The 12813-nt window shown below is 75.3% G+C and carries 11 protein-coding genes; 10 read left to right on the top strand and 1 reads right to left on the bottom strand.

Annotation, left to right across the window (positions count from 1 at the left end; translation table 11 throughout):
* Positions 1 to 18: 18 nt before the first annotated feature.
* The 4 genes from AB0K03_RS27095 (at position 19) to AB0K03_RS27080 (ending at position 3874) form a co-directional block, all read left to right on the top strand.
* Complete coding sequence (locus AB0K03_RS27095) at positions 19 to 660, top strand: hypothetical protein (protein ID WP_364689949.1); 642 nt, start codon at positions 19 to 21, stop codon at positions 658 to 660.
* A gap of 88 nt (positions 661 to 748) precedes the next feature.
* The gene (aspS, locus tag AB0K03_RS27090) at positions 749 to 2551 is read left to right on the top strand and encodes an aspartate--tRNA ligase (protein WP_364689946.1); all 1803 of its coding nucleotides are present in this window, start codon (positions 749 to 751) and stop codon (positions 2549 to 2551) included.
* Positions 2551 to 3390 carry a sugar nucleotide-binding protein gene (locus AB0K03_RS27085; RefSeq protein ID WP_364689944.1) on the top strand — a complete coding sequence of 280 codons (840 nt, stop codon included), beginning with the start codon at positions 2551 to 2553 and terminating at the stop codon, positions 3388 to 3390. The genes aspS and AB0K03_RS27085 overlap by 1 nt, the downstream gene beginning before the upstream one ends.
* Positions 3380 to 3874 (top strand): GyrI-like domain-containing protein, encoded by a 495-nt coding sequence (locus AB0K03_RS27080; protein ID WP_364689941.1) that lies wholly within the window; start codon positions 3380 to 3382, stop codon positions 3872 to 3874. Before AB0K03_RS27085 ends, AB0K03_RS27080 begins: the two co-directional genes overlap by 11 nt.
* Here the strand turns inward: AB0K03_RS27080 and AB0K03_RS27075 are convergent.
* The gene (locus tag AB0K03_RS27075; RefSeq protein WP_364689938.1) at positions 3858 to 4340 is read right to left on the bottom strand and encodes a GNAT family N-acetyltransferase; all 483 of its coding nucleotides are present in this window, start codon (positions 4338 to 4340) and stop codon (positions 3858 to 3860) included. The genes AB0K03_RS27080 and AB0K03_RS27075 overlap by 17 nt on opposite strands.
* A gap of 58 nt (positions 4341 to 4398) precedes the next feature.
* On the opposite strand from AB0K03_RS27075, the gene AB0K03_RS27070 reads away from it, so the two are divergent.
* The 6 genes from AB0K03_RS27070 to AB0K03_RS27045 all read left to right on the top strand — a co-directional run bounded on the left by AB0K03_RS27070 (position 4399) and on the right by AB0K03_RS27045 (position 12796).
* Positions 4399 to 4959, top strand: a complete 561-nt coding sequence (locus tag AB0K03_RS27070) for a helix-turn-helix domain-containing protein (RefSeq protein WP_364689935.1) — start codon at positions 4399 to 4401, stop codon at positions 4957 to 4959.
* Positions 4956 to 6221: an MFS transporter gene (locus tag AB0K03_RS27065; protein WP_364689932.1), complete on the top strand. Its 1266-nt coding sequence runs from the start codon at positions 4956 to 4958 to the stop codon at positions 6219 to 6221. Before AB0K03_RS27070 ends, AB0K03_RS27065 begins: the two co-directional genes overlap by 4 nt.
* A gap of 71 nt (positions 6222 to 6292) precedes the next feature.
* Entirely contained in the window at positions 6293 to 6502 is a 210-nt protein-coding gene (locus AB0K03_RS27060; RefSeq protein ID WP_364689929.1) for a hypothetical protein, read from the top strand.
* Positions 6503 to 6605: 103 nt separating this feature from the next.
* Positions 6606 to 8180, top strand: a complete 1575-nt coding sequence (locus tag AB0K03_RS27055) for a replication-associated recombination protein A (RefSeq protein ID WP_364689926.1) — start codon at positions 6606 to 6608, stop codon at positions 8178 to 8180.
* A 2909-nt stretch (positions 8181 to 11089) separates the two neighbouring features.
* Positions 11090 to 12193 carry a hypothetical protein gene (locus tag AB0K03_RS27050; RefSeq protein WP_364689923.1) on the top strand — a complete coding sequence of 368 codons (1104 nt, stop codon included), beginning with the start codon at positions 11090 to 11092 and terminating at the stop codon, positions 12191 to 12193.
* 144 nt (positions 12194 to 12337) lie between these two features.
* A complete protein-coding gene (locus tag AB0K03_RS27045; RefSeq protein WP_364689920.1) occupies positions 12338 to 12796 on the top strand; it encodes a DUF948 domain-containing protein in 459 nt (152 codons plus the stop codon).
* The last annotated feature ends 17 nt before the right edge of the window (positions 12797 to 12813 follow it).

The raw sequence follows: 12813 nt of genomic DNA, 5'->3' as shown, positions 1-12813 counted from the left end.
GACCGAGCGGAGTCGTCCATGCCGGTCTTCCGCGCCTCGCCCCCGTCCGCCGCCGTGCCGCAGGACCCGGGCGGTTACCCGGACGGGCCGACCGAACGGCTCGGCGCGCCGCCACCGTGGGCCGGGCCGCCCGCATCGGCCCGCCGGACCGCGGTGATCGCCCTCGTGCTGGCCGGGGTGGCCCTCGTGGTCGCCGGCGCGGCCGCGGTGCTGGCGTGGCGCGCACTGAACCGCACCCCCGCGCCGGTCGCCGCGGCAGCACCGGCACCGACCGGGACCGCCTCGTACGCCGGGGAGACGCTCAAGATCCGCACCGGGTGCACCGGCGTCACGTTCCTCGACCTCGACGAACCGCGGGTCGGCGCGCCCGGCCCGGTCAGCGACCTGCGCTACGACGGCCGCTGCGGCGGTTCGCGGCCCCGGCTGGCGCTGGCGCCGGGCGCGGTCGCAGCCGGCGACGGGGACGATCCCCGGACGGACGCCGCGGGGTGCGCGAAGGCGGTCCGGACCAGCCCGCTCGGCGACGGCCAGCTCGTCTCCGTGGCGAAAGGGCTGGTCCTGTGCGTGCGGACCGGCGGCAGCATGGTCCGCGTCGAGGTCACCGAGGTGACCGCGGACGGTACGGCGACCCTGCGCGCCACCTCGTGGGCGGCCGGCTGACGCGGTTCCGGGCCGGTGGCGATGGCACCGGGCCGCTCCTGACACAATGTCGGGTGCGCCCTGTGAACCCGTGTGAGGAGACGTTTCCGTGATCCGTACCCATGACGCCGGCAGCCTGCGGGCCGACCACGCCGGCCAGACGGTGACGCTCGCCGGGTGGGTGGCCCGCCGGCGTGACCACGGCGGCGTGATCTTCGTCGACCTCCGGGACGCGTCGGGCGTCGTGCAGGTCGTCTTCCGCGAGGAGGACGCGCACGCGCTGCGCAACGAGTTCTGCGTCAAGGTCACCGGCGAGGTGACCGCCCGCCCCGCCGGTAACGAGAACCCCGAGCTGGCCACCGGCGCGATCGAGGTCGTCGCCAGCGAGCTGGTCGTGCTCTCCGAGGCCGCGCCGCTGCCCCTGCCCGTCGACGACAACATCGAGGCCGGCGACGACCTGCGCCTCAAGTACCGCTACCTCGACCTGCGGCGCTCCGGCCCGGCGAAGGCGCTCAAGCTGCGCAGCCGCGCCAACCAGATCGCCCGCGAGGTGCTGCACGCCCGCGACTTCAACGAGATCGAGACGCCGACGCTGACGCGTTCGACGCCGGAGGGCGCCCGCGACTTCCTCGTTCCCGTGCGCCTGCAGCCCGGCACCTGGTACGCGCTCCCGCAGTCCCCGCAGCTGTTCAAGCAGCTGCTGATGGTCGCGGGCATGGAGCGCTACTACCAGATCGCCCGCTGCTACCGCGACGAGGACTTCCGCGCCGACCGGCAGCCCGAGTTCACCCAGCTCGACATCGAGATGTCGTTCGTCACCCAGGACGACATCATCGAGCTCGGCGAGGAGCTCGTCAGCAAGCTGTGGGGCGAGCTCGCCGGCTACACCGTGCCCACCCCGATCCCGCGGATCACCTGGCACGACGCGATGAACCGGTACGGCTCCGACAAGCCCGACCTGCGCTACGGCGTCGAGCTGACCGAGCTCACCGACTACCTGCGCGGCACCGAGTTCCGCGTCTTCGCCGGCGCGATCGACGCGGGCGGCTACGTCGGCGCCGTCGTCATGCCCGGCGGCGCCTCGCAGACCCGCAAGGAGCTCGACGGCTGGCAGGACTGGGCCAAGGCGCGCGGCGCCCGCGGCCTGGCGTACGTGGTCCTCGACGCTGAGACGGGCGAGCCGCGCGGTCCGGTGGCCAAGAACCTGTCTTCCGAGCACCTGTCGGGTCTGGCCGACGTGGTCGGGGCCAAGCCGGGTGACGCCGTCTTCTTCGCCGCGGCGGCCGAGCGCCGGGAGGCCCAGGAGCTGCTCGGCGCGGCCCGCATCGAGATCGCCAAGCGCGCCGGCCTGATCGACGAGTCGGCGTGGGCCTTCTGCTGGGTCGTCGACGCGCCGATGTTCGAGAAGACCGACGAGGGCGGCTGGACGGCCGTGCACCACCCGTTCACGTCGCCGAACGCGGAGTGGCTGGACCGCTTCGAGGAGGCGCCGGACCAGGCGCTGGCGTACGCGTACGACATCGTGGTCAACGGCAACGAGATCGGCGGCGGCAGCGTCCGTATCCACCGGGCGGACGTGCAGAGCCGGGTCTTCGCCCTGCTCGGCATCACCCCCGAGGAGGCGCAGGACAAGTTCGGCTTCCTCCTCGAGGCGTTCAAGTACGGGCCGCCGCCGCACGCGGGCATCGCGCTCGGCTGGGACCGTACCTGCATGCTGCTGTCCGGCAACGACTCCATCCGCGAGGTCATCGCGTTCCCGAAGACCCGCGGCGGCTTCGACCCGCTGACCGGCGCCCCCACCCCGATCACCGCCGAGCAGCGCAAGGAGGCCGGCATCGACGCCAAGCCCAAGCCGACGGCCGGCACGCCCGGCACGGACGGCCAGGCCGTACCGGTGGAACGCTCCAACTGATGCGCACGCTGGTCGTCGGCGCGAGCGGCCACCTCGGCGGCGAGGTGGTGCGGCTCGCGTCGGCAGCCGGTGACGAGGTCGTGGGCACGGCCACGACCACAGCGACCGGCTGGTCGGCGCTGGACATCACCGACCGCGCGGCGGTCCTCGCGCTGATCGGCGCGGTCCGCCCGCAGGTGATCGTCAACACGGCCTACCGGGCGGACAGCTGGGCCATCTGCGCGGACGGCGCGGCCAACGTGGCTCTCGCAGCGTCCACAGTGGGCGCCCGTTTGGTGCACGTGTCCTCGGACGCGCTGCACGCGGGACGGCCCGACCCGTATGCGGACGACGATCCACCGACCCCGATCTACCCCTACGGCGCGGCGAAGGCGGCGGCGGAGACGGCGGTGACGGCGATCGACCCGGCGGCGGTCATCGTCCGCACCTCTCTGATCGTCGGCGACGATCGCAGCAAGCAGGTCCGGCTCGCGCTGGACCTGGCCACGGGCTGCCGCTCGGGCGCCCTGTTCACCGACGAGATTCGCTGCCCGATCGACGCCACGGACCTGGCCGCCGCAGTCCTCGAGCTGGCCGCCTCCGATCACGCGGGACCGATCAACGTGGCCGGCCCCGAGGCCCTCACCCGGGCGGACCTGGGTCGCCTGGTGGCGCGCGCGCACGGCCTCGACCCGGCCACGGTGCCGACGTGCACGGTCGCCGAAGGTGGGCTCGGCAACCGGCCAGGATGCATCCGCCTGGACTCCAACCGCGCGGCAACCCTGCTGAAGACGCCGCTGCGGCCGGTGGTGGAGGCGCTCGGGCGGCGGAGCCGTCATGATGAGGGTCATGCTGGTTGAACCCACCATCGTGGAGCGGTCCGAGCAGGTCTACGTCGGGCGGCGTGAGTCGGTCACCATGACGGAGTTCGCGCGGGTCGCCGACCATCTTCCCGGGATGTTCGGGTGGCTGGGGGAGCGGGGGATCGTCCCGGCCGGGGCGCCGTTCTTCCGGTACCGGGTGATCGACATGTCGGCGGAGCTGGTGGTCGAGGCCGGCATCCCGGTGGCCGCGCCGGTCGAGGTGGAGGAGCCGACGTTCGTGGACGTGCTGCCCGCCGGGCGGTACGCGACCGTGACGCACGTCGGGCACCCGGACGAGCTGATGGGGGTCACCGCGAGCCTGCTGGACTGGGCTCAGCGGCGGGGGCTGGAGTGGGACCGTACGCCGACGCCCGAGGGTGAGGTGTGGGGCGCGCGGCTGGAGGTGCTGCGGACCGATCCGTCGGTGGAGCCCGACATGCACAAGTGGGAGACCACGCTGCTGTTCAAGCTGGCGGACTGACGATCAGCCGCATGGCCGGGTCGTCCGTACGGCGGAAGCCCAGCGACGCGTAGAGCGGTTCGCCGTCCCGTGAGGCGCGCAGATCGACCGCGCGGATGCCGCGGTGCGCGTACCAGGCGATCAGTGCGGTCATGCACGCGCGGGAGTAGCCGCGGCGGCGGTACGCCGGGTCCGTCGCGACGCTGTAGACGTACCCCCGCAGTCCGGTCGGGTCGGACGGGTTCGGCAGGCGCTGATCCACCGCGCCCACGACGCAGGCCGCGAGCCCGGATGCCTCGGGCCGGTCGACGACGAACGCGGCGAGCGTTCCCGCCGGGTCGGCGAGTTGCCGCTGCAGGATCGCGCGGCCGACGTCCTGCCACTCGCCGTCCGGGCTGGGCCGGTCGCGCATCGAGTCGAGCATGACCTTGCGCAGCCGCATGAGCTCGGTCGCATCCGCCGGTCCCGCCCGCCTCGCTTCGATCATGGCCACATCCTTGCACAGAAACCTTGCACAATTTCTGTGCACAACTATTGTGCTAGATATGGAACAGCGTGAGGTCCACCTCGATGCCAAGCAGATCCGCGTGCTGGCGCATCCGTTGCGCTTCCGGCTGCTGGGCCGGCTCCGGCTGGACGGCCCCGCCACCGCGACCCGTCTCGCGCAGGCGCTCGAGACCAACACCGGCGCGACCAGCTATCACCTGCGCCAGCTCGCCGACGCCGGCCTGGTCGTCGAGGAGGAACGGCCCGGCGGCGGCCGCGAGCGCTGGTGGCGGTCCGCGCACGAGGTGTCCAGCTGGCAGCGCGACAACTACACCGGCGATCCCGACGCCACCGCGGCCTCCGACTGGCTCGAGGGCCGTGCGCTGGAGTCCATGGTCGAGCGGGCGCGGGCATGGCAGCGCGCCCGCGACGACGAGTCGCCCGAATGGCGCCAGGCCGCCAACTTCTCCGACTACTGGCTCGACCTCTCGCCGGAGCAGATGAACGAGATGCAGGCGGAGCTCGCCGCCGTCGTCGAGCGCTACCGCGCGGCCGGTCCGGCGCCGGGCGCCCGGCAGGTCGTCCTCTTCATGTACGGAATGCCGAGGGCCGACAAGTGACCGCGCAGCAGGCCCACCGCCGTTTCCTCACCCTGATCGCCCTGCGCTGGCTGCCGGTGGGCCTGATGATCCCGGTGATCGTCCTGCTGCCGCTGGAACGCGGGCTGACCCTCGCCCAGTACGGTTCCGCCGCCGCCCTGCAGGGCCTGACCGTGCTGCTGCTCGAGCTCCCGACCGGCGGGCTGTCCGACGCCCTCGGCCGCCGGCCCGTGCTGCTCATGGCGGGCGCCGTGGACATCGCCGCGCTCACGCTGCTCACGGTCGCCGACTCTGTTGCGCTCTTCGTCGTCTTCTACGTGCTGCAGGGCGTCTACCGTGCGCTCGACAGCGGACCCCTCGAAGCCTGGTACGTCGACCACGCGCTGGCCGCGGACGGCAAGGCCGACATCGAGACCGGTCTGAGCCGCAGCGGCGCGGTGCTCGGCGTCGCCATCGCGGCCGGCGCGCTCATCACCGGCGGCCTGGTGGCACTCGGCCCGGTCGGCCCGATCACCGCGCTGAGCCTTCCCGTGTACGTCGCCCTCACCCTGCAGATCGTCTCCATGGTCGCGGTGGCGACGCTGATGACCGAGGAGCGCCGGGGCCGTGGCCTCGCCGCGCTGGCCGCCTCCGTCCGCGGGGTCCCGGCGGCCGTCGGGGGGGCGTTGCGGCTGCTGCGCCGCTCCCGCGTCATCGTGGCGCTGGTGGCGGTGGAGGTCTTCTGGGGCTTCGGCATGGTGACGTTCGAGAGCCTGACCCCCGTACGCCTGGCCGACGTGCTCGGCGACCCCACCGAGGCGTCGGCGCTGATGGGCCCCGTCGGCTCGGCGGCCTGGCTCGCGTCCGCCGCCGGTGCCGCACTGATCCCGCTGCTGGCCCGCCGGATCGGGGCGCCCTGGACCGGTTTCACCCTGCGCATCCTGCAAGGGCTGACGGTTGTCGGCATGGCGGTGTTCGCCGGGCCGGTCGGGGTCGTCGCGGCGTTCCTGATCTGCTACACCGTGCACGGCGCGGCCTCTCCGGTCCACAACGGACTGCTGCACCGGCAGGTCGACGGCCCGTACCGGGCGAGCCTGCTTTCGCTGAACTCGATGGTCGGCCAGCCCGCCGGCGCGCTCGGCCTGGTCGTGCTCACGGCCGTCGCCACGCACGTGAACCTCGTGGCGGCGCTGCTGCTCGGCGCCGCGGTGCTGGCCGTCGCCGCGCCGCTCTACCTGGTCGGGCGACGGGCCGCTCCGGACACCGTGGCGACCGCGCCTCAGGAGGTCGTGCCCGCGCCCTGACGGGTTTGCGCGCGACCACCCCACGGGTATGAGCAGGTCAAGTGCTCTCATCCCCCCACATGGAGGCCCCCATGCTCGCGATCGCCGCGGCCGTCGTCTTCGGCATCTACCTGCTGCTCGACCTGCTCGACGTGAAGACGACCGACCTGTTCAACTTCCCCACCTTCGCCTCGCTCGGCCTGCTTCTGCTCTCGCTGTACCTCGCCGGCGTCGGCAGCGGCCCCCGGGCCGGCTCCGGCAGCGGCCGCCGCTTCTACGGCCGGCGCCCCGGCCGCGGCTGACGGTTCACTTCGTGTCGCGCGCCAGACGCGCGCAGTAGCGACCCGGCCCGTCCTTATCGGTGCATTTCCGGCACCGGAGGGCGGGCCGGTACTGTCGGTGCCGATGGATTTCGACGGACTCTTCCCCCTGGACAGGCCGGGCGGCGTCCGCACCGCGTCCCCGGCCGGTGCGGAGTCCGGCCTCACCCGTGCGACGGCCGACTCGCCGCTGCCGGTGCGCATGCGCCCGGCCGGCATCGACGAGCTCGTCGGCCAGCGCCACCTGCTCGCCCCCGGCGCGCCGCTGCGGCAGCTCGTCACCGGAACCACCCCGATGTCGGTCATCCTGTGGGGCCCGCCGGGCACCGGCAAGACCACGATCGCGCACCTGGTCGCCGCAGCCACCGACCGCACGTTCGTGGCCATGTCCGCCCTGACCGCGGGGGTCAAGGACGTCCGCGCCGTCATCGACACCGCCCGCCGCGAACGCCGCGCCGGCGGGTCGCCCACGGTGCTGTTCATCGACGAGGTGCACCGCTTCAGCAAGACGCAGCAGGACTCGCTGCTGGCCGCCGTCGAGGACCGTACGGTCACGCTGCTCGCGGCCACCACGGAGAACCCGTATTTCTCGGTCATCTCGCCGCTGCTCTCCCGCTGCGTGCTGCTCACGCTGCAGGCGCTCGACGAAGATGACGTACGCCACCTCATCCGCCGCGCGGTCACCGACGAACGCGGCCTGGGCGGCGCGGTCACCCTCGCCGCGGAGGCCGAAGATCATCTCGTACGGCTGGCAGGCGGCGACGTCCGCAAGGCGCTGACGGCGCTCGAGGCGGCAGCCGCGTCCGCGACGGCCCAGGGCTCCACCGAGATCGACCTCGCCACGGCCGAGAAGGCGGTCGACGTCGCCGCCGTGCGCTACGACCGCGACGGCGACGCCCACTACGACGTGACCAGCGCGTTCATCAAGAGCATGCGCGGCTCCGACCCGGACGCCGCCCTGCACTGGCTGGCCCGCATGCTCGTGGCCGGCGAGGACCCCCGCTTCATCGCCCGCCGCATCGTCATCTTCGCCAGCGAGGACGTCGGCATGGCCGACCCGCAGGCCCTGCTCGTGGCGACCGCGGCGGCCCAGGCCGTGCAGTCGGTCGGCCTGCCCGAGGCCCAGCTCAACCTGGCCCAGGCGGTGGTCCACCTGGCCACCGCCGCCAAGTCCAACACCGTGACGACCGCCATCTCCGCCGCGATCGCCGACGTCCGCGCGGGCCGCGGCGGCCCGGTCCCGCCCCACCTGCGCGACGCCCACTACCCGGGCTCCCGGGGCCTCGGCCACGGCAAGGGCTACCGCTATCCACACGATGACCCCAGGGGAGTTGTGAGGCAGCAGTACGTGCCGGATGATCTGATCGGCGCGGACTACTACACCCCGACCGACCACGGCGCCGAACGGGCGGTCGCGGAGCGCTTGCCCCGGCTCCGCAGAATCGTCCGTGGCTCGGGTGGCTCTGCCGGTCCCGCCGGCGGCGCCCGCTCCCCGGGCGCTTCCGGTTCGGCCGGGGCTCCGCCGCCGGTGCCGCCGGGCGCTTCGCCCGTGGGGGCGCCGGGCACCTCGCCGGCGGTGGCGCCGGGTTCGGCCGGGACTTCTCCTGAAGTCCCGGAGGGTGACGACAGCGGCGCAGCCGCCGGAGAGGACCAGCCGTGAGCAGGCGCGGTGCCGAGAGGCCCGACGACTACGACGACCAGCGGGCCGAGCAGACCGGCCGCGGTCGCCGCCTGTTCGGACGCGGCCGCCCCGAACCGGTCGAGCCCGAGGAGATCTCCGGCGAGGAGACCGGCTGGCTGGACGACCTGCGCACCGCCAAGGAGCAGGGCGGTGCCATCGGCCCCGGCACGGCACCCGGCGAGGGCCGCACGAGCAAGAGCGGCCGCACCGCCCCCGGCCCGGACGACGCCGCCGCCAACGACTCCTTCCCGCCCCTGCCCACCTCCGCACCACCCGCCTCCCGCCCGTCGTCAGGCGCGCCCGCACCCGCACCCGCCCCGCGCTCACCGGCCGCGCCCCCTCCCGGACGAGGCACCAGGGGCGCTGCGGCGCCGGGTTCGCCCCCCGGCCCGCGTGGCGCTGCGGCGCCTGGGTCGCCCGCCGGTCCGCGTGGCGCTGCCGTGCCTGGGTCGCCCGCCGGTCCGCGTGGCGCTGCCGTGCCCGGGTCGCCTGCCGCGGCCGAGCCGCCGGGCCGGTCCGGCATGCCCGCGCCGCAAGGCCGCCGCGGGGCAACCCCACCGCCCGGGCAGGGTCCTCGGGGCGCCGCCCAGCCGCCCGGCCGCGGTGCCACGCCCGACGCCGGCATCCCCGGTCCCGGCCAGGGCCGCCGGCAGATCGATCCGCAGCACGCCGCCGGCTATCCCTCGGGATCGTTCTCCGCGGTCGGGCCGGCCTCCGGCGTCCCGGCCTCCGGCAACGCCCCCGAGGTCCCGGCCGCCCGGCCGACCTCGCCGGCGCCACCGTCCGGCCGCCACGAGACGCCACCCCAGGGCCGCCGCGGGTTGCCCCCGCAGGGCCCGCTGCCCGGCCGCCCGGTCTCGCCTACCGGCGCCGGCTCCCGCCACCTCGACGAAGGCGCGCGCCACGCCACCCCGCCGCCCCCGGGCCGCCCGAACCCGGCGGCGCCGGGCCACGCGGCCCCACCCCTTCCCGGCCCGGCCGGCCAGATGCCGAATCGAGCCGGTCAAGCCCCACCCGGCGGGACGGGTCCGATTCCGTCGGGTCGTGCGGGTCAGGTTCCGCCTGGCGGTACGGGTCCGATTCCGTCGGGTCGTGCGGGTCAGGTTCCGCCTGGCGGTACGGGTCCGATTCCGTCGGGTCGTACGGGTCAGGTTCCGCCTGGCGGGACGGGCCCGATTCCGTCGGGTCGCGCCGGGCGGTCCGGTCCGGTGCCGCGCGGCGGTCACGCGGCGCCCGACCGTACGGGTGGCCACGCGGCCCCTGAGCAGGTCGGCGACTTCACCACCGGCGGACGCCACGGTCCCGCCCCGGCCGGCCGGCACGAGACCCCGCCCGCCCCCGCCGGCCGGCATGGACTCCCCGGTGCCCCGGCAGGCCGGCATGACGGCCCGAGCCGCCACGAGGGTCCCGGCGCACCCACCGGCCGGCACGACGGCCCAGGCGGGTCCACCGGCCGGCACGAGGCCGCCGGCGGTGCCGCGCGCCCGGTGAGCGGCGCCAGCCGTCCCGTCTCCGCCATTCCCGGGGCTGACGGGCCGTCGTTCGGCTCGCGCAACACCGGTGTTTCCGGCCGGGCCCGCCCCGACGGTCACCCCGGCGAGCAGGGCGGCCGGCACGGACGCCCCGACTCCCAGGACGATCCGGGTACGGACTTCGGCCGCCACACCGGCCCCGTGCCGACCGGCCGGCCCACCCCCGCCCCGGGCCGGCGCGGCGGCGACGGCGGCACCGGCCCGATCACGCCACCCGCCCGCGCGTCGGCGGCGGTCGTCCCGCCCGTCGTCCCCGGCCGCGAGGGCGTACGCAGCCCCGCGGTCCCCGGCCGAGCCGGCGCGATGGCCGGCAGCACCTCCGGAGTGATCGGCACGACCGGCCAGATCGCGCAGGCCGGTGCCCGTACGCCCGGAGCCCCCGCGCGCGGCACGGGACGGGTGGCCCGCCCCGGCCAGCCGGCGCCGAACCAGCCCGGCCGCCCCGGAAGTGAGCAGCCCGGCCGCCCCGGCCCGGTCCAGCCCGGTCGTCCTGGCTCTGAGCAGCCTGGCCGCCCCGGCCCGGTCCAGCCCGGTCGTCCTGGCTCTGAGCAGCCCGGCCGTCCCGGTTCCGAGGCCCGCCCCGGCTCCGAGCAGCCCGGTCGTCCTGGCTCCGAGCAGCCCGGTCGTCCCGGCTCCGAGCAGCCCGGCCGTCCCGGCCCGGGCCAGCCTGGTCGCCCCGGCGCGGCGCAGGCAGGGCGCCCCAACCCGGCGCAGCCCGGTCGTCCTGTTCCCGGTCAGCCGGCGCCGAACCAGCCGGGCCGCGCTGTCCCGGGTCGCCCCGCGCCCGGTCAGCAGACAGGTTCGCAGACGGGTCCCCGGACCGGACGAGCGGCCGCGGGCCGAGCCGTCCCGGGGCAGGCCGCCGGCGTGCCCGGACCCGGCATGCCCGGCGGGATCGCCGGACCCGGCATGCCCGGCGGGATCGCCGGACCCGGCATGCCTGGCGGTACCGCTGGTCCCGGCATGCCCACCGACCTCGCGGGACCGGGCGCCCCCGGCCGCGCGGCGGTCACCCCCAGCGGTCCGGACAGCACCGGCCCGGTTTCCGGTGGTCCTGGCCGGCATGGCGGTGCAGGCAGCGCCGGCCCGGTCTCCGGTGGTCCTGGCCGGCATGGCGGTGCAGGCAGCGCCGGCCCCGTTTCCGGCGCTCCCGGCCGCCGTGGAACCGCGGGCAGCGCCGGCCCGGTCTCCGGTGTCCCGGTCGAAGCCCCGACCGGCCGCGCCGCCACGGATCCTGCCGGCCGTCGCGGAACGGCGGGCGTGCCCGGCCGTGCCGCCGCCCCCACCGGCCGCCGCGTCCCGGCCGACGTGCCCGGCCGCGGCACCGCTGAAATATCCGGCCACGGTCCCGCTGACGTGCCTGGGCGTGGAGCAGGTGAGGTCTCGGGCAGCCGGGCCGCCGCGAAGGTGCCCGGCAACCGGGCCGTGGCCAAGGCCACCGCCGCCGCGCCCGCCGCCGCCCCCGCCCGTGACATCCCGACCGCCCCGGGCGGCCCCGGAGTGACCACCCCGGGCGGTCCGGGAGCGACCACCCGTGGCGGCCAAGGACCGGCCACCCCGGGCGGCCCCGGAGTGACCACCCACGGTGGCCCCGGAGCGGCCATACCGGGAGGTCCGAAAGCCGGCATCCCGGGCGGCCCCGGCCGGGGAGCCGCAACCGTGCCCGGCACCGGCGGACCCGGTGCCGGCGGAACCGCTGCCGGGCGGGTGCCCGGCGACGATGCCCCCGCTGTCCGTCCCGCAACAGCCGAGGACGAGCCCGCGGCGGGCGGCCCGCTCGGCGGCCTGCGGGGGGCGCGTACGGAGATCCGCCGCCAGATGCGCGCCAAGCGCCGGCTCCGCGTGCTCACCCTCGTCTCGCTGAGCGTCCTGGTCCTGGGCCTGCTCCCGGTGTTCTTCGGGGTCTGGTCGGCCACCCGCGACCCGGTGTTCACCTCGCTGGACGCCCTCGACGTGCCGGCCTGGGCCGACAAGCAGGCCGAGGACCGCAGCAGCGGCAGCCGGTGGTGCTTCCTGGACTGCCGGTTCCGGGAGCGGATCGCGCAGTCGGAGCGGCCGTTCGAGGAGACCAACCAGGCGTACGCGACCGCGCTGACGGCCGCCGGCTGGAAGGTGCGCGGCGGGGAGTGCACCGATCAGCCCACCACCGAGGGCAAGTACAGCTGCTGGACGCGGGACGAGTTCACTCTGGACCTGTGGGTACGGCTGCCCGAGTGCGCGGTCGACGCCGTCGCGGCGCAGGATCCGGACACCGTGCCGTCCGTCGGGCCCGACGGGGTGGTGGAGACGCCCGACCCGAAGAAGTGCACGGGTTCGACGGTCAGCATCAAGGTGCAGAACGCGGTGACGGACGAGCGCGGCAAGCCGCAGCCCGCCGTGGATCCCTCGCTCGTCGGCGTGACGCCCGACCCGGTGCTGACCAACGACCCGCTGCTGGAGCCGAACCCGTCGGCATCGTGACGCGATCCGAGGTCGGGCCGGCGAACCGGTTCGCGAAGCGGTAGGGAGCCGACACCCTCGGCGTCGTGACGCGGTCCGCGGTGACGGACGGTAGGGTCTGCACGTTGTCACGCAAAGCGGCCGTCGGTAGAGGAGACGCGTGTAATGAACGCCGGAGAAATCGCAGGCCTGATCGCGGCGGGCGCGTTCCTGATGCTCGTGCTGGTGCTCGCCGTACCGATCCTGAAGCTGCGGCACACCGTGGAGGCCGCGACCCGGGCGATCAACGACCTGACCGACCGCACCGGCCCGCTGCTCGGGAACGTCACCGAGACGGTGGACAACGTGAACACCGCCCTGGGCCAGGTGCAGGTCTCTTTGGACGGTGTGAACGTCCAGCTCGCGAAGATCGACACGATGACCGAGCACGCCCAGAACGTCACCGCCAACGTGGCGAACCTGGTCACCGTGGTGTCGGCCGCCGCCGCCAACCCGCTGGTCAAGGTCGCGTCCTTCGGGTACGGCGTCCGCAAGGCCGCCGCCGCGCGCCGGCACGCCGAGGAGGAGCGTGAGGTCCGCGCCTCCCTGAAGCAGCGCCGCCGGGCCGCGCGCGCCGCCCGTTGACGTCCCGCGACGAGAAA

Source organism: Actinoplanes sp. NPDC049316, from assembly GCF_040677315.1.
GTDB lineage: Bacteria > Actinomycetota > Actinomycetes > Mycobacteriales > Micromonosporaceae > Actinoplanes.
The sequence above is the reverse complement of the archived record's forward strand: the minus strand, read 5'-3'. Positions and strand labels throughout refer to the sequence as shown.

What these genes read in the sequence shown, in the direction of transcription:
- AB0K03_RS27095 (WP_364689949.1), top strand. Translation starts at nt 19, where the DNA reads ATGCCGGTCTTCCGCGCCTCGCCCCCGTCCGCCGCCGTGCCGCAGGAC.
- AB0K03_RS27085 (WP_364689944.1), top strand. Translation starts at nt 2,551, where the DNA reads ATGCGCACGCTGGTCGTCGGCGCGAGCGGCCACCTCGGCGGCGAGGTG.
- AB0K03_RS27080 (WP_364689941.1), top strand. Translation starts at nt 3,380, where the DNA reads ATGCTGGTTGAACCCACCATCGTGGAGCGGTCCGAGCAGGTCTACGTC.
- AB0K03_RS27075 (WP_364689938.1), bottom strand. Translation starts at nt 4,340, where the DNA reads ATGATCGAAGCGAGGCGGGCGGGACCGGCGGATGCGACCGAGCTCATG.
- AB0K03_RS27070 (WP_364689935.1), top strand. Translation starts at nt 4,399, where the DNA reads ATGGAACAGCGTGAGGTCCACCTCGATGCCAAGCAGATCCGCGTGCTG.
- AB0K03_RS27060 (WP_364689929.1), top strand. Translation starts at nt 6,293, where the DNA reads ATGCTCGCGATCGCCGCGGCCGTCGTCTTCGGCATCTACCTGCTGCTC.
- AB0K03_RS27055 (WP_364689926.1), top strand. Translation starts at nt 6,606, where the DNA reads ATGGATTTCGACGGACTCTTCCCCCTGGACAGGCCGGGCGGCGTCCGC.
- AB0K03_RS27045 (WP_364689920.1), top strand. Translation starts at nt 12,338, where the DNA reads ATGAACGCCGGAGAAATCGCAGGCCTGATCGCGGCGGGCGCGTTCCTG.